Below are 23,233 nucleotides of genomic sequence, written 5' to 3'. Positions count from 1 at the left end.
CCTCCGTTGTATGTGTTGCGTTCGAGATACAGCAATTGTAACCATGTTAGAAAAGATTTCACTCACAATTTTATTTGGATCACTAAGTACTGACTAATTAATCAAGATCGCACGCTCATCATTGATGATTTGTACAATTCGCTCGCAAGCCTCCTGTGGACGCTCAATGTTCATCCACATTAATTGCATCTCATCACGCATCAGATCAAATTCACTCTTGGTCATCTTCAAGTCGAATAGTGTCCTAGCATATGGCATGATTTCCTTGAACACATTATAGTTTTTCGGATGAATTTCAGGATTAAGCAATGAATCATCTTCAGCCACCCGCTTTAATGCAGGAATCGTACAGCCCCGTTTCTTAATCAACGTTTGCGCTTCAGTCCCCACCATATAATCTACGAAGCTCTCTGTCAGCTTAAGACGACGACTGTTCTTATTGATTCCGAGCCCGCCTCCTAGTAGCAAGGTACCCTTCGACCGCTGTTCAGGTACTGAACAGACATTCCATTGCATCGTGCTTCCTCTAAATTCATTCATGAAATAATACGTACTGAGGATCATGGCTACACGTTCCTTAACAAACAATGATTCCGCCATAAATTCACTGCCATGTGAATAAATCGGTGAGACCTGTTCCTTATACATTAAATCCAGACAAAATTGCAGTGCCTCGATTGTATTCACATTATCTATATTACATTCATTATTATCGGAAATAAGTGTTCCTTCATTCTGAAGCATAAATACAGGCCATCTATGAGATGAAGACGAGAAGCAGAAACCGTAATGATCGATACGGTCATCGCCATCCATGTCCATGGTGCAGGACTTGGCAGTATCAATCAAGGCTTGCCAGTCACGAATCGGGTCTCGTTCCTGTATGCCAGCCTGCTTGAACAATCCTTCATTATAACAAATCACGACAGGCGAGAACAGAAACGGCGTAATCATCTGCTGACCAGCATATTCGAATAATTCATACAGCTTGGGATAGCTATCTGTCTGAGGATCCATACGACTTGAAAGGTAGGGATGCAACAGATGAGCTTTCTCGATATCTAGCAAATGTCGAAATTGACTGTCTGAAACCATGAATACATCAGGACCGTCATCACTCTCAATCAGTCCAACGATAGTCTCCATATAGCTTGATTCAGGAATAATAGTGAGTTCGACCTCAGCGAACGGCTGTGATTCCTTATATTTATCAATAATCTCATTCACGATATCTAGTTCATAAGAGGTCGAGAACCAGGCTAGCTTAATCTTTTCTCTGATCGCGAATCCGTCCTCGGGAACAACAACTTTATTCCCCTTACCAGTGATCTTCTCAATGAGCCCCTCTTCTACAAGCCCCGCTAGTACCTTGCGAACCGATACACGGCTAAGATTGTATTTCTGACTTAGTGTATTTTCAGGAAGTATATATTCGTTAGGTCTAATATTACCACTTAATATTTCACCACGGAGATCGTCTCTCAAAGTCTCATAACGAATCATGAAATCATTTCTTCTACTTAGCACAATCAACCCGCTCCTATTTGATGCAACTATTTTCTCTATTATAATCTATCTATACTCATAAACCAACGATCTATATATTGATAACTTAGTGTACGAATTGAACTTGGAAAGTCATGTCCATCATTACCCAGCAAAGAGACATAACAGTCCTGATATCCTAGCAATCGATATAGAGCATCAACATCCTTCGAAGCGAGCGCCGCCGCTTGCCAATTAGGAAAGATGGAATCGTTCTGAGTATACCAGTTGAATAATGGCCTCGGAGCCACGAGCGACATAATCTCGTGAAACTCGAATGGAACAGTGTCTTCATGTATGGCAGCCGTAAGCTGCGGAATATGCGAAAACCAATCACGCTGTCCCCACCTGTTAGGTGTAGGGTCTTGAGTAAAAGGACATAGACCACAACTTGAAACAACAATTTTAACCCTTGTATCAAGAGCTGCTAAGAAGTAAGCATTGTACGCACCAAGTGAGTGTCCGATTGCACCAATACGCTTTGAATCCACAAACCCAAGCGTCAATAAAAGTTCAATTCCTTGCTGATGATCGTGAATCATCTTACCAACAGCGGTCGAATTAGGGAATTCGGTATAGAAAGGAGCCGTTTGGAAAGCCTCTGCCCCTTCATAAATCCGCTCACCAGCCGTAATTGTATCTGGTGCCAGAACGACATAACCACGAGCAACAAGATCTAATGCATATCTCCGATTCTCCCGCCCTTCACTCGTCGCAATATCTGCCTTACCTTTAGCGTCCGTCGGGTGAAGCGCCAGCATCGCCGGATATAGCTTATCTTGTGGATGCTTCTCCTTACCGGGTATAAGTAAGTACGCATATACACGATCCCCAAAGCCAGTTTCATAAGAAAGATGCACACGTACATGATCTGACTGTTGCTGCTCGGAGTGAATAGTATAGACAGACGGGACAGCCTCAGGCATCCACCCAATCCAATGCTTCCATGTACGCATAATTCGTTCTCTTTTCTCTTCCCAATCACTTATATTCATAACTCCATCTAATAGATGGGGAAATTGCTCCACAGATAACTCTGATAATCGATAGCTCACCCTTGTCACCTCTTCTATATCGAATAGCTCCACAAATGCGTAGAGATACCGAAATAAAGTTCATTGTTCAGCTTAGCGAAGCCCGCAGTAATTTCTTCGTGGGGAACCGCAATACATTCTGGTTGCAGGCTGCTCAGAGTAATTCGAAAAACCGCATTTCCCATTACACCATAGATACACTGATCCTCCTCACATAGCTCCCAACCTTCTCTTACGACCTTCCCCCAAGCTGACAAATCTACTTCACGTACGAGAACTTCACGGTGCGGATCCCACACTACATACTTGGAACAGGAAGTTATCGAGTGAATCCATCCATTCGGATCTATCAGTAGCAAGGAATATTCTCGAATACCCTCGTGAATCATCAAGCGCTTCGTTACGGTTCTGCATGTCAAATCCAGTGTATAGAGATAGGCAGAGTGCGCCTTTGGCTCAGCTCCCCCAGGTGTCTCTATACTAGTACCGCCGATTAGAATTCCCTCCGCAGTCTCGGCAAGCGATACTGTACTTTGCTCCGCGATGATCTCTGTGTGTGGAATGAGCCATTCGGCTCCCGATGACAGATGATAGACACATAGACCGCCTCCAACCATGCCATAACCGGGAAACCCACCATACACGACATGTTCATGATCACGCAGCGCGACCGCACATCTCGGTCGATGAATCTCGATATGAGAGGTCACACAGACCGGATTACGCACATGCGTCTGGCCAGCCGATAGTAATGACATCTGCTCCACTGTCTCATCCAACTGAATCGGTCTAGTTACATCATATAGATGAAGTCGACCTTCGGGATAGGACGCTCCAACTAGCACATTCCCTTGTACAGCATAAGCCGCAATATTCCCACCGAATCCGTGTTGAATAACTTGAGGTCCCCAATTCGTAAGTTGCTGTTGATCATAACTATAGAAGTGCAAGGGATGCATCGATGTCCCATATATACACTTATCCGGTCCTGTCACAAATGTAGACAGCATAGCTCCGGTAGACTTATACGCCAATTGAATCACCTTTACTATCGCTGTCTCGGTATGTTTCAGAGCGAGCTCATGATTCGATAAACTGTGACTAAGTAGCTTCCACTCACCTTGAAGCTGACGATGAAATTTATCAAAGCTAGTTCCTGTGTAAAATGAATCAGGGATCTGGTTATCTAGCATCCGCTCGATAACTATTCCCTGTTCCACTCGTACCCATTGCTCTCCTATAAGCGCATATGCCTGATTATCTATAGCCTGTCTAACCTGTCCCAGACCGATGGTTCTCAACTCTTCCTTAAGCAAGGTCCGACGCTCTCCACTATGTGGATCAAAGGCAACAATATTCTTCTTAGTCGTACCTAGTCCGAGATAGACCCAACCATAGGCGTCCACAGCCATATGAGAAGGATACTTCTGCTCGGAATCCATACTTCCGTAGTCGACTAAATCTCGTTCAACAGGACGATAGCGATATAGATGGCTATCTGGGTATGAGGCCACATAGATATGTCCCTCATTGTTCTCCGCATAACTGAATCCGCAAAGTTCATCACGATTGCTAATCTGAATAGCATCCACATAGGTGAGGTGGAACGGATCAACTACATAGAACATGTTCCCCACTCCCATATAGAACATCCCATTACCACTACTGAAGCAATCATATGGATACTCGAAATGACCATTAGGGAAAGATAGTTGCGTACAGTGTTCTGTCTCTACATCAACTATCAAGAGGAATCCCCTTGCCGCAATCACGACTCGACTCTCGTTAGATGCATTCATACAAATTGTCGCCGTTCTAGATTCCACAGCATCTACCGGTATACCTCGTTCAGTGAAGCTCACCTACGAATTCTCCTCCCACAACACTATTTAGAATAATATAAAGTGATTTTACGAATCGCTTCAATTGTTTCCTCGATATCCTGATCTGTATAAAATTCATTGATTGGAACTTGAATGGCGGTTCGCAGAATCTCTTCCGAGACCGGACAATCGCCTAACTGATAGTTTATACCCGTCAAGTTAAATGGGTAATGGCTATCTAGATAAGCATGCTTATTCTGAAACATCGGCTGCATATAAACAACAGAAGGAATGTAACCTAAACGATTGTCTATTCCCTCCGCAGCAAGTGCCGCACCGAATTCAACCCGCGTACAGTTCAACTGACCGTCAACCAATCGGAACATATAGAACCAGTAGGTACAACGGTTATCCGGCTGTATCTTCATCGTCGTTAGCTGCGGAAGATCCTTCAGCCCGTCGTTTAGCTTATTTCCCAGTTCTGTCCTTCTCCCACACAGCCAATCTAGCTTTTTCAATTGAGCAATACCTACGGCACCTTGCAACTCAGTCATCCGATAATTCGGCGCTAGACTACTCGGGGTGCGATCCACACTTGCACCAATCCGCTTATAATTTTTATCTGCAAAAGCATGTGTCCGATGATAATCCTCTTCTTCACCAGAATTAATCGTCACCATCCCACCATCACCTGTTGAGATATGCTTGAAATCATTCGTGCTGAAACAACCATAATCGCCGATCGTTCCGACTAACCTTCCTTTATATTCCGTTAGATAGGCTTGTGCACAATCCTCGATGACTTTAATATTATACTTCCTAGCAATCGCCATAATCGGGTCCATATCACAGGGATTACCAGCCAAGTGAACAATGAGTATTGCCTTTGTTCTCGAAGTAATACGTGCTTCAATTGAAGCGGGATCCATATTGTAAGAGTGCGGATCTAGATCCGCAAAGACAGGGATCGCGTTCTGATACAGAATGCCAATGACCGTACCTTGGTCAGTAATCGGGCTCGTGATAACCTCATCCCCTACAGTGACTCCAGCTGCACCTAAAGCGACATGAATAGCAGCAGTTCCCGAGGATGTTGCCACACTGTATGGTACTTTATACATCTCGTTAAAATCAGCTAGAAATTTCTTAACTTTGTTCCCAAAGTGATAGAATAATGTATTCTGCTCCAGTGCTTCTAGTAATTCCTTCGCTTCTTCCAGCCCAAACCGCTTCCCAGTCCCAAATGGTGTTGTTTTCGTTTTCTCCCCACCATGAATAGCAAGTTTACTTGTGTGTGACAACTGGGTTCACCTCATTTATGTTAGTCAATATTTGTTTTGTACATCGGACCCCAAACTTTAATTGTGCATCTACAGAATCGAACTGTTCATCCACAAGAAGCGGTACCCAAACAACAGCATTGTTAACATCACTCGGATTGTTAAATTCAACTTGACCGTCTTCATCTATACGATGAATTGTAATCTGGCGCTTGGCTCTTACCCAATCATTGATTTGCTTACCCGTCCAGAATACAAATCCTTCCTTCTTCGCTTCTACTATAACCTCAGTTATCGCTTCTCGCACAGGTAATTGATTCAAAATATGAACCTGATGGAACAAGAAATGGGCAACACCGCGCACCTTCTTCACACCTTCTAGGAATGGACGAATCACACTGCTGTCAGCTAAAGTATTATGATTGAGATCTTGCGTTAGAAAGGCAATTTCTACAACATCGTAAATCCGATTATACTGATTAGACCAGGCTATTGGGAGATAAGGATGGCAGGTTCCAAATGTGAAGCCAATATTCCCTTTCTTACTAGGTCCTCTTGTTTGATCGGATGCAATCTGATGCTGTTCACACCAATTAAACAATTCTCCCCATCCCTCATAGCGGGTGTAGTGATTTTTATTTGAGATGGCATGGGACAAACCAGTTACTGATTTAAACCATTCATGTTGTCTGCTAAATTCATCTTGATCCCAGAATCCGTTATCTAGTGGCAACGCGTTATAATGTAAGGCTAACTCATGGCCATCATTCTTAATTTGATCATATAAGTGCTGAGAATATCCCGGTTCTATCATACACCAAGTACTCTGTACATCTTGTTCTTTCAATACTTGTAATGTGATTTCTGCTGATTCATCAATGTTATGATCACTATCATGAGAGATCATTGCAATCTGTTCAATACCTTCTGGCCAATAATCAATGAACGGTAACTTAAGCCCTTGTTCTGTCGTAACAGTTAATAAGTGTCCTGCAAAAGCTTCCTTCCATAAATCCGCGTACGGGTAGGCAAAGTAGTTCATTCCAGTCTCTGTCGTTACCCGATCATATTCCCAATCCTGTTGCAGATCATCATCTGCTTTCAGGATCCATTCATCCACAGCACCTGTTCCATCTGGCGCCGGCAAGCCATCCGTTACAATCGGCGCTTTACCTTGCTGTAATCTAACAATCGTTGTCGGAATATCCAATGCCCAACGTTCCAACCGACCTCCACCAATACGGAAGCTCTGCATGGCATCTCCATATACCTCCCCATCCGGGCCTCCCTGATGGAGTGAACCCAATCTTGTACTTACAATATCCGAATCTGTCGTCTTGGCTTTCTCCCAAGGACGCCAATCGAATCCGCGAAGCTTCACATCGTTATACCATGAAGCGTTCAACTCCGCATATCCTACTGGAATTTCTCTCATTGACTTATAACCTAATTTAGAGGATAGTGCCGTAAGCCCAGCAAAAGAAATCACAGTTCCACCTTGAATCATAAATCTCCATAATATATCCATGTCTGCTTGCTTCTCACTCGCTAATGCGATGATGACAACATCAACCGATTCACGGTTGATCTGATCCGCATAATCAAGCGTTGTATACGTAAAACCCGAATGGTCCATGATCTCGTGAATATAGTTTTGGAATACATTAACACCATATCGGTGTCTATATTCCATCGCTTCTCTATCTAGCCAGACTCCAATTCGAGCCATCTTCATCACTTTCACAACCTTCATTAGATGATGAGAATATGCTGAGTTTCATAATACAGCTCAGCATATTCTCTGTATCGCTATCGTTTATTTCCAAACATGATCTGAATAACCACGTGTCTTAATCTCTGCATTGTATTCATCAATGATCTTCGAACCGCCACGGCCCAAGTACTCTTGAACCATCGCGTCCCAATCAGCAATAGGACGATTACCTGTAATCATTTTGGTCTGCTCATTCATTAAGAATGTAGACAGTTCAGCTCCAAACTCTGTTTCCGAAGCAGAGATAATCCCTACATGAGGTGGATAATACAACTTATTAGCCTTGTTGATATCTACTAATTGCTGCGTAGCTTCTACTAATTTAGGCTCTGTATATGCCAGCGGGAATTCAGCATCGTCTTCAGCGGTCACCCAAGCCGTGCTATCAACGAAGTACAAGAATGGCTCAGTACCACTGCCTGCTTCAGTTAAGGCAACGCGAACACCGTTCTCATCCAACTTGTAGCCGGTACCTTCATTACCATAGTACCAATCGAAATCTTCATTAGCTGAAGTAACTGTGGAAGCTTGGTAATATTGACGTGAGAATCCATGGATCTCAAGCATCTTGCGAACCTTATCTGGGCTATCAGCTAGCTTAGCATTTAGCGACAAGAATCTGGAGTAACCCGTACCTGCTGTGAAGCCTTTCGAACCATCTGGTGCTGCGAACGGCTCAAGAACAACAAACTCAGCAGATGGATCAATGTTAAGCAGTGCAGTCATGTAATCCTGGGACATCCCACGAACCGCCATCAGGAACACGCCTGCTTTACCGGAATAGAATTCATTATTGGTATCCGCCCAGTTCACAACAGCAAAGTCACTAGTGAGCGCCTTTTCTTTATATAGATCGGCGAAGAATTGGATCAGATCCTTACGTCCTTCCGAAATCAGACCAGGAATGAAATTCCCACTCGCATCCTTGTGATACCACGTATCATTCTGCCAGTAAGGTCCCATAGAGAATGAAGGGTTAATATCTTGGCCAATAGCCAGACCGTAAGTATCATTCTTCGTATTACCATCAGGATCGTTCTTCGTGAATGCGATAGCTACTTCTTTCAGCTCTTCATAACTTGTAGGCACTGGCAGACCTAATTTATCCAACCAATCTTTACGCACCATGAACGATTGGGACTCTACTGGAGACCACGTTGGAATACCGTAGATCTTACCGTCAACTGTGAACGGTAGCCACAGTTCTTCAGGGATTTCCTTCAAGTAGTCGAATTCCTGGATATAATCATTAAGAGGCAGGAATGCTTGTTGCTTCGCCCAACGATTGAACAGTTCGATGTTCGCGGAACGGAAGCTGATTTGATCTGGCATATTACCGCCAGCGACCATCGCCGTAATTTTTTCAATGAAGTTTTCATTAGGGATCTTCTCTGCGAAATAATCCACATTGAACTTTTCGTTCAACATCTGTTGACCACGACCTTCTGATGGAGGTGGGTTACCAAAGATATACGTTGCACCAGTAATCTTAAAGGTTTCTTCCACTTTCTCTGCCTCTGGTGTTGCTGGTGTATCCGTATTAGCTGGCGTGTTCGTATTTGTTGCTTCTTTATTACCAGTATTGGATGAACAAGCAGTCATGAATACTAACAGTAATACAACTACCAACATGGTCAGTTTTGTATACCTCATTTCATTGATCCCCTCCGACATTTATTGTGATGCATCATTAACTTTAACCCTTTACCGAACCAATCATCACCCCCTTAGTGAAGTGCTTTTGCAAGAATGGATACAGCACTAGAATAGGCAATGTCGCTACTAGAATTGCGGCCATCTGTATCGTCACAGGAGGTGGTTGATTCTCTAGCTGCATCATGACATCTGCACCTAACATCGATGTCGTTTCATTCATGATGACCATTTGCCGTAAGACAACTTGGATTGGCCATTTCGCTGGATTATTTAAATACAGAATCCCCTCGAAGTACTTGTTCCAATGACCTACTGCGTAGAACAAAGCGAATGTGGCTAAAGCAGGCTTCGATAAGGGAAGTACAATCGACCAGAATGTTCTTATCTCATTCGCTCCATCGATCAAAGCGGCCTCACTAAGTTCAGTCGGGATACTAAGAAAGAATTGTCTGATGACAATCAGGTTGAATGAACTAATTGCACCTGGAATGACTAATGCCCAGAGCGTATTCATAAGCCCCGTCGATTTAACAACCAAGTACACTGGAATCATACCCGCATTAAATAGGATAGTGAATATAACCATAAGCAAGATTACTCGTTGCCCCATAGCATTGCGAGTTAATGCATAAGCCATCGACGTTGTTAGGACCAAGCTAATGATGCTACCTACCACCGTAATGTAGATCGTAACCCCGATGGAGTTAACAAATTGCTTCGATGAGAAGATCGCCGTATAGGAATCTATCGCCCAGTGTGTAGGCCATAGGATAAATTCCTTCTGTAACACATCCTCCAGCGAGGAGAAGGATACAGCAAAGATGTGTATGAATGGAAGTAGCATCATTCCAGCAATAATGGCTAAAACAATGACATTGATGTTATCCCATATTTTTTCCATATATGACCTTGAGTTCATAAATTCATTCGCCTTCTTCCTAGTCTGAAATCTGTTAAATCATCAATATAATCCATCTTCACCAAGTCGTTTCGCCAATTTGTCAGCGCTTATAACAAGAATAAGCCCGATAAGTCCCTTAAACATCCCCACTGACGTTGCAAAGCTGATATTCCCTTGTTGAATTCCCTTATAGTAGACAAAGGTATCTAATACGTTACCCACATCCATATTGAATGGATTGAGCATTAAGAAGATTTGCTCAAACCCGGAATCAAGAACACTGCCTAAACGTAGGATGAATAGAATGACGATAACACCGCGAATGGATGGTAGTGTCACATGCCATAGCTGTCGTAAGCGTGAAGCACCATCAATAACCGCCGCTTCATATAATGAAGGATTAACACCAGATAAAGCAGCTAGGAAGATGATTGTTCCCCAACCGGCTTCCTTCCAGATCGTTTGAAGAACAATAATAGGTTTGAAGAATCCTGGTTCGGTTAGGAATGGAATCGCTGAAATTCCCATTTCTGCTAAGATTGAGTTAATCAGCCCTTCTCCACGCATGAATACGACGAATATCCCAACGACAACAACCCAAGACAAGAAGTGAGGCAGATATACCATCGATTGAATTAGTTTCTTATACATTTCGTTACGCAATCCATTGAGCATTAACGCCAGTAGAATGGACACTGGGAATGCTACGAAAATTTGCAATACCGAGATTTCCAATGTATTGATGAGCACCTGGATCACTTCACGACTTTCAAACATACGCGCGAAATGCTTCAACCCTACCCATTCGCTCTTCCAGATTCCTACGAAGGGGTTATAGTCCTGAAAAGCAATAATTAACCCTGCCATCGGAAGATATCGATAGATAATGAAATATAAGAGTCCTGGTAGCAATAACAAATAAATAAAGCGCTCTCTTTTTATTCGATTAAAAACTTTAGTCAACATTACCCCTCCTCACACACCTGTATATAACCTGTATATTAAGTTAAACCAAAACAATAATTTCTGTCAATAACTTAATTTCAATCTGCGCCATATTTTTGAGAATATCACGCTTCTAAGTCCAGCAGTGAATTCATTATTGACGAGAGAGCCATTCAGATGTATACATGTAATATACACGTATACACATCAATTCTTCTGTAATGTGATAAATATGGGGGGGTCATATCTTAGCGAAATGAAGAGGATAGAACTTCATCATTATTTTAAAGAACAGTCAAAAAAAAGCAGGGGTGATCACAGTTATGGCTAAACAAACAACAGATATCATTGAACGATCCTTACAGAGCTTACTTGGAGAGAACAGTTTCTTACCTGAACTACAAGATGAAGCACGGACTAAAGCCTTTCGCTCACTGACAGCAATTCTATCCACACCGAATCATATTCATAAATCCTATCTAAGGATCGCTCGAGAGAATGGAGAGGTTGTACGTATTCCTGCCTTTCGTATGCAGCATAATGATACACTTGGGCCCTACAAAGGCGGTATTCGCTTTCATGAATCGGTGAATGAAGAAGAAATTATCAACCTTGCTGCTCTAATGACACTAAAGAATGCGCTTCATGAGGTGCCGTTCGGTGGTGGAAAAGGTGGGGTCGCCATCAATCCTCGGGAGTATTCGACCAGAGAGCTCTACCGGATCTGTGCGAAGTACGTCCAATACTTCACTGATATTTTGGGTCCAGACAAGGATATTCCTGCTCCTGATGTGGGAACGGGTTCTCGTGAGATGGATTGGATGATGAGTGAATATAAGAGTATTCACTATGGCAAACCGTATCTAGGAAGTTTTACAGGAAAGAGCGTACTTAATGGCGGTTCGCTCGGTCGTAAGGAGGCAACTGGCAAAGGAGTTTATTATACACTCCGATACTTGTTACACGATTATTTGATAGAGAATCAGCAAATATTAATCAGTTCCGAATGTCCATATGCAGCAACAGCTTTAACTTACTGGAATAGACCGTTAACTATGGCTGTACAGGGTTTCGGCAATGTGGGATCGGTACTTGCTACAGAGGCTTATCATTGTGAATATATAAACAATAAAGTGGTTGCTGTCAGTGACCGCAATGTTACGCTCTACAACTCGGCGGGATTAAATATTCCTGCCCTCGTCCAATACACAGCAACTAATTTAGGTGATCTTCCCTCTACCCTTGAACAGGTCAATGCTGCAGGGATTCAGGCTGAGATACTAGACCGTGAAGCCATTCTATATTTAGATGTTGATGTACTCGTATTAGCCGCGCTAGAGGATCAGATTAGACTGGATAATGTGGACCAGATTCGCTCTCGAATCATCGTTGAAGGAGCAAATGCTCCAATAACAGGTGAAGCTGATGAAATATTACTTGGGAAAGGCGCCGTTATCATTCCTGATATTCTAGCTAATGCTGGCGGGGTAATCGTCTCTTACTTTGAATGGCTACAAGGTCGTGAGACGCAATATTATAGCGAAGATGAAGTGATTAAGCAGTTGCTTAACAAGATGAAAGCAACCATGAATGCTGTTTATCCGTCCTATCTTGGAACAGGCAGATCACTCAGACAAACTTGTTATAATCACGCCATTATGAAGCTGTCAACTAATCTATATATACAAGGCAAGTTATTCTAACAAGTAGATACGGCTATGCCGTCCTTTTTCAAAAAGCTTATGCTTCCGATGCTAGCGATACATCGTATCACTTTAAGGGATCCGTTTCAGCGGAAATATAAGGGATATAGTATCAAGTGAAACTTATACTTTCTTATATTTTAATAAAAAGTGTTTGAGCAGTCATAATCTTCTGCTCAAACACTTTCAATAAAATTTAGTATTGACGATTCGGTTAACGTTGTGTATACATGTAATATACACGTATATGTATTGACCATTATTCATATCGTGATTAAAAGGAGGTATGCTCATTGTTAGTGAGATTGGGAAGAAAGGTTTTAATTGTTGCCCTTTGCTGTGTTTTGATAGCGCTTACTTTTCCTGGTGTTCCACTGGAACACGTACAGGCCGAAGCATCGCAAGCAACGACAATACCGGTTACAAATACTGGATTTGAAGATGCTGTTATTGACGGTGTGATTCCGGGTTGGACGCAAATCTTTAGTCCTGCAAAGGCTGGAACCGTTTCTGTAGATTCAACACAGTACAAAACCGACAATTATAGCTTAAAGATCTACGATAATGATTCAGCTAATTTCGGTGTTGAAAGCGATAAGATCCCGGTTGTGGTTGGGAACGAATATACCGTTTCTGCCGCTGTTTATATCGGCGTATCTGTGCAGTTGCAACTACGTTTCTACAACGAAACTAGTTCTTCAGCCATATCCACCATAACTCATAACCCCGATTTCCAAGCTGCCCCAAAGAACACTTGGGAGACCATTTCCATTGGTGCTGTAGCACCCGAAGGGGCTACCAAATTATCCGTCGTCTTGGCGACTGCCAAGAATGGCAAGGGAACTAGCTTCTGGGATGACATCCATGTCACTAGTGCACTTCTAGAAGAAGTACCGGAACGAAATCCTGAGCCAATACCTCCTGTCTATAACATCGCTAATGCCAGTTTTGAAGCCAATGTTGTTGACGGGATCATCCCTAACTGGACAATCAAATCTGGGACTCCAACTGTTAGCCTAGAGCATTCACTTGCGGGTAGCGGTAGCTTGAAGGCGCACCTAACCAAGGATCAAGGTCAAAGCGCTATCAACATTGAATCTAATCTAATCGATGTCGAAGAAAATACGACCTACCTTCTCTCCGCGCAAGTTTACCTAGAGGTAGGCTCTGTGCAAGGATTGTACGTCTATGTATATGATAAGGACGGTAATATCGTTAAAAGTGCTGAAGGGAATAATCACCATACTTATAAGGCCATCACTACCGGTCATGAAGCATGGAATTACCATGAACAAGCATTCACCGTTCAACCAGGTGGCGTGAAGCTCAAAGTTTCTTTGATTACTGGAGCCAAAAACTCCTTCAAATTCTATATTGATGAGGTTAGTGTAATGAAACAGATAACGAACGGAGATATGGAGAGTCCTGCAAATGGGGGCGTGATTCCAGGTTGGAACAAGACTAATCCTAACGATGCCGATTCATTCGAGATCTCCACTACTCGCAAGAATAATGGCGAGAGTAGTCTCCACCTTAAGAATACTCCTGGCAAATATCTCAACGTCATAAGTGATCTTCTCCCTGTCGAAGCAGGAGCGACCTACACTGCTATCGCTCATACATGGATTGAGAATGGTTCAGCTGACATGTATGTACGCTATTACGATGCGAATAGTACTTATATGGGTAAGCAGAATTGGAATATCACATCATCCCCGAATGATGTGTGGTTCGATCAGTATGTAACCGCCGTTGTTCCTGATGGTGCACAATATGCGGCGATATTATTCGCGGGTAGTAATTCCAAAAGTTACTCCTACTTCGTAGATGATATTAAGATGATTCGCGGCGATCATGCTGTTCCTGAAGTGCTACTTCCGGATAACTCCATCACTCTTGTAGGTCAAGACCTTGGCCCACAAATCCGCAAGGCTACCTTAATGCGCGGTGCTATTGGTCTAGATCACAATGATCGACAAGTCATCTATACCGTTGTAGCTGGGGCGCCATCGATCTTTACAATCATTGATATTGAAACTGAGCAAGTACTCAAGAGCCTTCCATTACCAGAAACTTCTGGTGCATGGTCGGTTACGACGTCTAGTGACGGCTCCGTCTATATGGGGGCATATAACCTTGGTTTATTATACCGATATATTCCATCAGCAGATCAACTCGTCAACTTAGGTCATCCGTTCACCACGAAGGATTCCGTCCTCTACCCCATGGCAGCTGGTAAGGATGGCATTATGTACGGTAGCACTTATCCGACTGCTAATCTGTATGCTTATAATCCAGATACGAATGCATTTACTGACTATGGAACGATGTCTACGAAGACTAGCGGCGAGCGCTGGACACGAGTTACCGTGTACGACGAAGAATCGCATAAGATCTATGCGGGCGTAGGTAACGTTCCACGCTTGCTAGAATACGATCTAGCCACTGGCGCGAAACGCGACCTACTACCTGATGGGTTCGACAACATTGTGTCCGTCTACGATTTGAACATCGCCGATGGCAGGCTGTTTGCTCGTAAAGAAGCGAATAACGCCAACGAAACCTTTGTTATCGATATAGGGAGTGGCGATCTAATCGAGGTTACGAATGCGGATACTGGTGTGAAGTCCACTACCTTCACCAACTTCTCTCGCGGAGTATCACCTGTATCGCCGATCGCGAATAAGCTTTATTTCGCTGCTACTGGTGGTGAATTGTACGAATACGATCTGGATACGAATAGCTATCGCACAACAGGCGCATCCATCGAAGGTGCAGCGATCGCCTATGAATTTATTCAGTTGAATGAAGCTGACTTCCCAGGCTATAGTCTTGTTGGATTGTCTGGTAACTCAGGTAAGATGTTCAAGTACAATCTAGAGACAGGTGCTATGAAGCTGACAGACGTTCAATTGCCTGCTGAGCCTGTCAACATCCATGAAATTACGAAGGGTCCAGATGGCAAGATCTACTCAGCTGGTTATCTACAAGGTAATCTTGGTGTTCACACCCCTTCAACCGGTGAGAGTATGTACTATGAAGGAGTCGCCCAAGGCGAAGGTATGATAGCCATTCATAATAAGCTATATCTAGGCATTTATCCTGGTGCTTCGATTTATGAGTATGATCTGTCAAAGCCATGGAATCGCACAAATTCTAATGAACTTAATCCGAATAAATTATTTCAGCTCGGTGATATCAATCAGGATCGACCATTCGGAATGGCTGGCGCCGAAGATCTGAATAAACTCTTCATTGGTACGGTACCCAAGAATGGAATGTTAGGCGGTGCATTGACCGTATATGACATCGAAACAGGCGGAGTGCCTGAGATTTATGCAAATCTGATTCCGGATCAAAGTATTCTCTCCCTAGCTTATAAGGATGGTCTTCTCTACGGCGGAACATCCATTCACGGCGGACAAGGTGGCACACCAACAGCAACTGAAGCTAAGTTGTTCATCTGGGATGTCGTGAATAAGAAGAAAATATTCGAAGTTGTTCCAGTAGCAGGTAAACAAGCGATTACCGCCATCCATATTGGACCGGACGGCAATATATGGGGACTTGCGAATGGAGCGTTATTCATCTTCGACATCGAAACTCAGAAAGTCATTTATAGCAATAATGCCTTCCCCAATTCAATTGGACGCTGGATTGATGGATCGATGGAAACGGGAACTGATGGCAACGTGTATGCCACTGTGGCGGGTAACTTCTTCAAGATAGATGCGGTGACGAAGGAGATTACTGTGCTAGCTTCAGGCGTTCGCAAGCTTACACAGGATGACTACGGTAACTTCTACATGTTCACCGATCCGGAGACACCAAATTTGTACAAACACTCAATTCCTGAGCTATTGCTAAAGCTTGTAGGTGTTGAATCTTCTGTAGCAACTTCTCAGCTACGAGTAGGTGATCAGACATCGCTTTCCTTGAAGGGCTTACTTGAAGGCGATCGTACAACTCACGATCTAGATGGCGCTATCAAAGTCTATTCAAGCAGCGCAACCTCTGTTGCCGAAGTAGACAGCAATGGCATAATTACAGCGACACAGCTAGGCAGAACCCAGATCAGTGTTATGGTTACGCTTGACGGAGTTACCGTCACATCCGTTCCGATCGAAGTGAACGTGACTCATACTACCGACATAACTCCAGAACCTGAAGAACCTAACCATCCTCAAGGACCTGGAACATCGGTAATACCAGCAGTACCTACCCCTGTAACTCGGGTTATGCCTGATGAGTCAACTACACCTGCTAAGCCTGGATCTTCGAAGGTAACTTTTTCAGATATCGCACGACATCCGGCACAATCGCAGATCACTAAAGCCGTGGAACACGGTTATATTAACGGATACGAAGATGGCTCATTCCGTCCAGACAACAAAGTAACTCGCGCTGAGTTTGCTGTCATGCTCGGTCGTGCGCTCAACCTTGAGGTTAGGGCGGAAGGAAAAGCGTTTGCCGATGACGATAGCATACCAGCCTGGGCAAAGCCATTTGTATTAAGCCTATCACAACAATCCTTAGTCAACGGGTACGAAGATAACACCTTCCGTCCAACAAGACAGATGACACGCGTAGAAGTTATCGTTATGCTGGTTCGCGGCTTGAAACTATCGATCAATCCAGATGTAAACCTATCATTCGAGGATGCAACAGATATTCCAGTTTGGGCTCAACCCTCCTTGGCGGCTGCCCTAAATGCGGGTCTCATTGATGCAGGTGAAGAGAACCTCTTCGATCCGAAGCATATCGTTACACGCGCAGAGTTGGTCACACTAATGAACAGAATGTTAGACTTCCTTGAGAAACAAAACAACGTTACCAAGTAAGTAAAACGATTATTACAAATTAGTAGAGTAAGAATACCGAGTAAAACACATATACGCCCCACAGAGTAAGAGCACTGACATGTACACTTTCGTCCATGTTATAGGCTCGCCGTGGGGCGTATACGCATTAACGTCTGGCAACGATCTTTCGCGGATATAACGACCATACGCTCGGTTCGTCTATCTCACCTATTTCACCCTGTAAGCTTCCGTCAAGCACTAATTTCGGATTGGATCTAAAAACACACTAAACTGTGTCTTAGTAAGAACAAAGTTTAGTGTGTTCATAGCACATTCGAGTGTTGTCATCCAACCATTAGATTAAATGACTATTCAAATGTCTCTATAAAGAGTGCGAGCAAAAGGATTCAAACCACTAACCATTTGGTATAGATTAGGCTGGTTCATTATATTTTTCATAAATAGATTCCATCCCTCTTACTTCAGAAGCATAGCAGCCATATTCATTCATAAGTATAATCGCACGTCTATTCTTTGACAGAACCGATAACCAATCCGGACACAAAATATTTCTGCAAGAACGGATAAACCAATAATACGGGAATAATCGAGACTACTATTTTAGCCGCATTCAGCGTTTTGTTCGAAACCGAAGCCAACGCCTTTAGCTGTGAGGGATCAGTGATTTTTGTAACGTCAACGGTCAATTGCTGAATATACGTTTGCAAAGGATAGTTAGAAGAACTGTTCATATAAAGCAAACCGCTGAAGTAATCATTCCAATGCCCTACCATGGAGAACAGACCGATCGTTGCCAGCGCTGGTAGGGATATAGGCAAGAAAATACCAAATAGAATCCTTATTTTTGACGCACCATCCACAACAGCGGCTTCTTCGAGCGCATCCGGAATACTTCTGAAAAAGTTCATCAACAAGATAACATTAAAGATCGGTACTGCTCCGGGTAAAATAAGTGACCAAATGGAATCAATCAGACCCATGCTTTTCACAACCATGAATATGGGAATCATCCCACCGGAAAAGAGCATCGCAAAAATCATAATGTTCATATAAATATTACGTGCGCCAAAGTCCTTCTTATTTTTGGACAATGGATAAGCCATCAGAACCGATAATAACAAGTTCAAAGCAGTTCCCAAAGCAACTCTTACCACAGAAATCATAAATGAGCGCCAAAACTGTGTATCATCCAATAACAATCGATAAGCATTCAAATTAAAATTAACGGGTAACAATCCAACCAGATTCGCTTGGGCCGCAGATTTGTCACTAAAAGAGATTGACACCATATTGAGCAATGGAAAAAAACATAACGCCGTTAACAGCAGTAAGACTGCCCAGATACATACATCGGCAAACCGACTTCCAAACGTTCTTGATCTCATCAAATACTCCCCTTTTAAAATATCCGCATCTTCACAAGTTTAATGGACAACTGGTTAGCTGATAAAAGCAGTGTAAGGGATACCACCGATTTCAGTAAACCAACTGCTGTTGCAAAGCTGTACTGTTGTCCGAGCAAACCAACACGGTACACATAAGTATCAATAACATCCCCGGTTTCATACACAATCGGGTTATATAAGGCAAAAATCTGGTCAAAACCAGCATTCAGAATATTACCCAGATTAAGTGCTGTAATCAACATAATTGTTGGTAAAATTCCGGGAAGGGTAATATGCAGTAATTGTTTAAAACGACTGGCACCGTCAATTGAAGAGGCTTCATATTGACCTGGGTCAATTCCTGTTAATGCTGCTAAATACACAATCGCGCCATATCCGAAGCCCTTCCATACATCTGTTCCGACAATAATCTGTCTAAACCAATCGTTGCTGGCCAAGAACAGAATTGGATCTTTCCCAAGCCACTGTAAGATTTGATTCACAGGCCCATTGTAGTCAAATATGTTAATGACTACAGCCGCCACGACCGCCCATGATAAGAAGTTAGGTAAATAAACAATCGTTTGAATAGATTTCTTTGCCCATTTCAATGTAATTTCATTTAACAATAGCGCAAAAATAATTGGTACTATAGTTCCCATGACAATCTTGCCAAGAGCGATAATGACTGTATTCCTTAAAATTTTCATACTATCCGGGATTTGGATCATGTATTTGAAATTATCCAAGCCGACCCAGTCTGAACCGAAAATACCTTTGGCCGGAATATAATCTTGGAATGCCATGAGGATCCCAAACATGGGTACAAAACTGAAAACAATCAAAAAAATGATACCCGGTGTCATCATTAAATGATATTCCAGTTGCCCCACCGCTTTTTTTCCTTTTTTCATTCTCACTCGCTACCCTCTTTCAAAAGAATTCTGAAATGGGTACAAAAATCATTTTGTACCCATTCAGTATTATTTTTCTTTAATGGCTTCCGCTATTTCATTGGTAATTTCACTACCCCCGGTTTTATTCCATGTATTAACGAAAGAATCGAAATAATCTAGAGATTCTTGACCCGTCACGATCTTCAAGAACGTTTCATCTTCCAGCTTAACTAGGTTGGTCCATTTCAGCTTCATACTTTTAGTTTGACCAAAGAATACGGGATTCACTTCATCAATTTTCGTCTCAGCCATCAATTTGGCGGCCACCATTCTGGAGGTATAACCACTCCATTGGTTAGCATCTGCTTTTGTCGGATCTTTTAAGTACTCTACAATATTGTTGTAAGATGTCCGATCATCAAGCGTTAATGTATCAACTTCTTTTTCACCATCAACAGTAGCTTTCAGATCCTTATACATTTGTGCCGTTGCATCGTTAAAGTTAATCATGATCCCTAATGGTTTCCCACCATCAAAGCCACCTTTGGTAAAATCAACAACTGGCTCATAATTAAGATCTTCACGAACTAGCTTGTCGTTCAGTGCACTAGCTATTTTAGGTAGTAATTCCGGATGTTCGAATCCCTTTCTTACCACGTAAAATTCACCAGCAGGGTTTTGTGTATAGGCTATTATCTTATCGCTACCATCTTTAGAGATAATGTAAGGCTGCCAATCGGCATTATTATTTTGACGTTTGGCATCGTTCAATGGATAATCGGATGACCACCAAGGACCAAAAAATGCACCGGCTTCACCACTTATAATCACTGCTTCAATACTATCGCGCACAGCAAGCTGTGGATCAATCAGGCCTTTTTTGTACCAATCTGCTAGTAAACCTAATCCTTGCTTGGTTTCATCAGTGATGGACCCATAAACTACCTTACCATCTTGTTCAATCCATTGACGTGGGAAAGAATTATAGGTTGCGAAGATATTATCACCCTGGAACAATGATCCATATAATCCGCCAACCGTTTTTGCAAGAGTCAAGCCGATCGTTTTCCCCTTACCGTTACCACCGGGATCTTTTTGGACAAATTCCGTTAAAATCTTCTCTACATCAGCAACGGTCTTAGGTTCAGCTAAGCCTAGCTTATCCGCCCAATCTTTACGCAACCAAAGCATGGTTGGGATATTTGCATTTGATGTCGATGGCATAGCCATTAACTTACCATCAAATATCGCTGCCTCCAGCGCCCGCCCATCGTAAGAATCATATTTTTCTTTCACATAATCAGAAGCACTTGATTCATAGACCTCTGTCAGATCTGCAATCATGTCATTATCAACCAATTCACGCAATGTTTCCGCATTTACGGACATAATGTCTGGTAAGTCACTTGATGCCAATGCCATAGAAATTTTCTGATCGTAGTTTTCCCCTGATTTTGCTTCAAACTTATTTTTATTTTGAACATTCAGCGTTTCATTTAGGTACCGTGTGTATGCATTATCTTCGTAAGTCTGACCTTGAGGTAATTTGGGAATACCAGGCGTAGATTTCCCAATGGTATAAGTAACGGTTTCAGCATACTTCCCATAAGGTTCCAACTCTTCAGTCGTTGCCACTGTCTTTGTTTCCGTAGAGTTGGAGCTCTTTGTACATCCTGCGAAAACACTTAAACACAACGTTAACCCAACAACTGTTAGCAAAAACTTTTTCATGAATATTGCCCTCCAAATATTAAATTATTATAAAAATCTCACTAAAGTTATACTTTTACAGCAAAAGCTTCATAAGGATTTAAAGTAAGTTGATTAAAGTTAACCGATGTTCTTTCATAGTTGCTGATGATCACATCGTCAATTTGTCCGAGATCCGGTAGTCGCAGAGTAGTCTCCTCTGCCCCAAAGTTTGCCACAACTGCCCAAGTGTCGTCTTCATATTTCCTTAAATACATAAAGACTTGCTCTGGTACATCCGACACTAACTCAAAGTCGCCCCATACTACAATTGGATTCTCCTTTCTTAACTCAATTAATCTCTGATAGCAAAAAAAGATAGAATTAGAATCTGCCAAATTCGCTTTTACATTGATTCCCCGATAATTAGGATTTACATGCAACCAAGGGCTTCCAGTTGTAAAACCAGCATTCTCTGTATTTTCCCATTGCATTGGTGTTCGGGCGTTATCACGTCCCTTCGCGTTAATAGAAGCGAGAATTTCCTTTTTCTCATAACCAATTGCCAAGCGTTCGTGGTACATATTTACACTTTCAATGTCATTAATTTCGCTAATGTCACTGACGGGGTAATTAGTCATTCCAATTTCTTCACCTTGATAGATGTAAGGCGTTCCTTTCATTAAGTGGAGCAAAATGGCAAACATTTTTGCACTTTCCGCATGATATGTTGAATCATTTCCCCAGCGGGATACAATTCTTGGAAGATCATGATTGTTCCAGAACAAACTATTCCAGCCCTCGTTGCCTAAAGCGGTTTGCCATTTGCTAAGGACCTGTTTTAACTCATTCACTTCTAATGCTTTTAGATCCCATTTCTCTTTACCATTTTCTTGGTCCAGACCAATATGTTCGAATTGGAAAACCATGGATAACTCATTGCGTTTTGGGTCGGAATACAGCTTGGCAATTTCCGGCGTTGCTCCCCAGGTCTCTCCTACCGTCAAAACGTCATACTTCCCAATGGTCTCCCGGTACATTTCCTGCAAATAATCATGCAATTTTGGACCATTTCCCGTTATTTCCTCATCTGGAATTTTACCAACCAAATCAATAACATCCATCCGAAACCCGCCAACACCTTTATGCAACCAAAAATTCATCATGTCCCATACTTCTTGTCTGACTTTTTCATTTTCCCAGTTTAAATCAGGCTGTCTTTTGCTAAAAAGATGTAAGAAATATTGACCACTCTCTTCGTCATAGTCCCAAGCAGAACCACTAAACGTCGATCTCATCGAATTAGGTTCTTCACCGTTTATAGGATCTCGCCAAACATAATAGTCACGATAAGGATTGTCCTTACTTTTACGAGATTCAACAAACCATTTGTGCTCATCTGAAGTGTGATTGACAACCAAATCCATGATAATCTTGATGTTTCGTTGGTCAGCCTGTTCAATCAGCTCATCCATATCATCCATCGTGCCAAATTCCGTCATAATCGCTTGATAATCGCTAATATCATAGCCATTATCATCATTCGGTGATTGAAATACTGGGCTAAGCCAAATAGCCGTAATTCCTAATTTCTCCAAATAATCTAATCGTTGAATAATACCTTTTAAATCACCAATACCATCGCCGTCGCTGTCTTGAAAACTGCGTGGGTAAACCTGATAAATCACCGCAGTTTGCCACCACTTCATCTTCACTAAATCAACTCCTTAATGTGATTTCCCAACTAAAGAGTAAACGTTTACTCTTTAGTTGGAATTA

General features: G+C 42.5%; 14 protein-coding genes. 2 read left to right on the top strand and 12 right to left on the bottom strand.

Annotated elements, in window-relative coordinates; genetic code table 11:
* Positions 1-93 precede the first annotated feature (93 nt).
* The 8 genes from ACP8HI_RS03820 to ACP8HI_RS03785 all read right to left on the bottom strand — a co-directional run bounded on the left by ACP8HI_RS03820 (position 94) and on the right by ACP8HI_RS03785 (position 10,979).
* The gene (locus tag ACP8HI_RS03820; protein ID WP_438349808.1) at positions 94-1,527 is read right to left on the bottom strand and encodes an extracellular solute-binding protein; all 1,434 of its coding nucleotides are present in this window, start codon (positions 1,525-1,527) and stop codon (positions 94-96) included.
* 38 nt (positions 1,528-1,565) lie between these two features.
* Positions 1,566-2,600 (bottom strand): dienelactone hydrolase family protein, encoded by a 1,035-nt coding sequence (locus ACP8HI_RS03815; protein ID WP_438349807.1) that lies wholly within the window; start codon positions 2,598-2,600, stop codon positions 1,566-1,568.
* 14 nt (positions 2,601-2,614) lie between these two features.
* Positions 2,615-4,441, bottom strand: a complete 1,827-nt coding sequence (locus ACP8HI_RS03810; RefSeq protein ID WP_438349806.1) for a hypothetical protein — start codon at positions 4,439-4,441, stop codon at positions 2,615-2,617.
* Between the two features lie 23 nt (positions 4,442-4,464).
* Complete coding sequence (locus tag ACP8HI_RS03805; protein ID WP_438349805.1) at positions 4,465-5,703, bottom strand: DegT/DnrJ/EryC1/StrS family aminotransferase; 1,239 nt, start codon at positions 5,701-5,703, stop codon at positions 4,465-4,467.
* Positions 5,687-7,417: a hypothetical protein gene (locus tag ACP8HI_RS03800; protein ID WP_438351700.1), complete on the bottom strand. Its 1,731-nt coding sequence runs from the start codon at positions 7,415-7,417 to the stop codon at positions 5,687-5,689. The genes ACP8HI_RS03805 and ACP8HI_RS03800 overlap by 17 nt, the downstream gene beginning before the upstream one ends.
* An 81-nt stretch (positions 7,418-7,498) precedes the next feature.
* The gene (locus tag ACP8HI_RS03795; RefSeq protein WP_438349804.1) at positions 7,499-9,109 is read right to left on the bottom strand and encodes an extracellular solute-binding protein; all 1,611 of its coding nucleotides are present in this window, start codon (positions 9,107-9,109) and stop codon (positions 7,499-7,501) included.
* 43 nt (positions 9,110-9,152) lie between these two features.
* On the bottom strand, positions 9,153-10,031 hold the full coding sequence (locus ACP8HI_RS03790; RefSeq protein ID WP_438349803.1) for a carbohydrate ABC transporter permease: 879 nt from the start codon (positions 10,029-10,031) through the stop codon (positions 9,153-9,155).
* A gap of 42 nt (positions 10,032-10,073) precedes the next feature.
* On the bottom strand, positions 10,074-10,979 hold the full coding sequence (locus tag ACP8HI_RS03785) for an ABC transporter permease (RefSeq protein WP_438349802.1): 906 nt from the start codon (positions 10,977-10,979) through the stop codon (positions 10,074-10,076).
* A gap of 302 nt (positions 10,980-11,281) precedes the next feature.
* Between ACP8HI_RS03785 and ACP8HI_RS03780 the strand changes: the two genes are divergently transcribed.
* Together ACP8HI_RS03780 and ACP8HI_RS03775 are read left to right on the top strand one after the other, a co-directional pair.
* Positions 11,282-12,661: a Glu/Leu/Phe/Val family dehydrogenase gene (locus tag ACP8HI_RS03780; protein ID WP_438349801.1), complete on the top strand. Its 1,380-nt coding sequence runs from the start codon at positions 11,282-11,284 to the stop codon at positions 12,659-12,661.
* A 299-nt stretch (positions 12,662-12,960) separates the two neighbouring features.
* Complete coding sequence (locus ACP8HI_RS03775) at positions 12,961-17,502, top strand: S-layer homology domain-containing protein (RefSeq protein ID WP_438351699.1); 4,542 nt, start codon at positions 12,961-12,963, stop codon at positions 17,500-17,502.
* A 488-nt stretch (positions 17,503-17,990) separates the two neighbouring features.
* Here ACP8HI_RS03775 and ACP8HI_RS03770 read toward each other — a convergent pair whose 3' ends face one another.
* The 4 genes from ACP8HI_RS03770 to ACP8HI_RS03755 all read right to left on the bottom strand — a co-directional run bounded on the left by ACP8HI_RS03770 (position 17,991) and on the right by ACP8HI_RS03755 (position 23,163).
* Complete coding sequence (locus tag ACP8HI_RS03770; RefSeq protein WP_438349800.1) at positions 17,991-18,872, bottom strand: carbohydrate ABC transporter permease; 882 nt, start codon at positions 18,870-18,872, stop codon at positions 17,991-17,993.
* Between the two features lie 11 nt (positions 18,873-18,883).
* Positions 18,884-19,783 (bottom strand): ABC transporter permease, encoded by a 900-nt coding sequence (locus ACP8HI_RS03765; protein ID WP_438351698.1) that lies wholly within the window; start codon positions 19,781-19,783, stop codon positions 18,884-18,886.
* 69 nt (positions 19,784-19,852) lie between these two features.
* A complete protein-coding gene (locus ACP8HI_RS03760) occupies positions 19,853-21,496 on the bottom strand; it encodes an ABC transporter substrate-binding protein (protein WP_438349799.1) in 1,644 nt (547 codons plus the stop codon).
* A gap of 47 nt (positions 21,497-21,543) precedes the next feature.
* The gene (locus ACP8HI_RS03755; protein ID WP_438351697.1) at positions 21,544-23,163 is read right to left on the bottom strand and encodes a glycoside hydrolase family 13 protein; all 1,620 of its coding nucleotides are present in this window, start codon (positions 23,161-23,163) and stop codon (positions 21,544-21,546) included.
* Positions 23,164-23,233 lie beyond the last annotated feature (70 nt).

The organism is Paenibacillus sp. FA6 (assembly GCF_051550225.1).
GTDB lineage: Bacteria > Bacillota > Bacilli > Paenibacillales > Paenibacillaceae > Paenibacillus_AQ.
The sequence above is the reverse complement of the archived record's forward strand: the minus strand, read 5'-3'. Positions and strand labels throughout refer to the sequence as shown.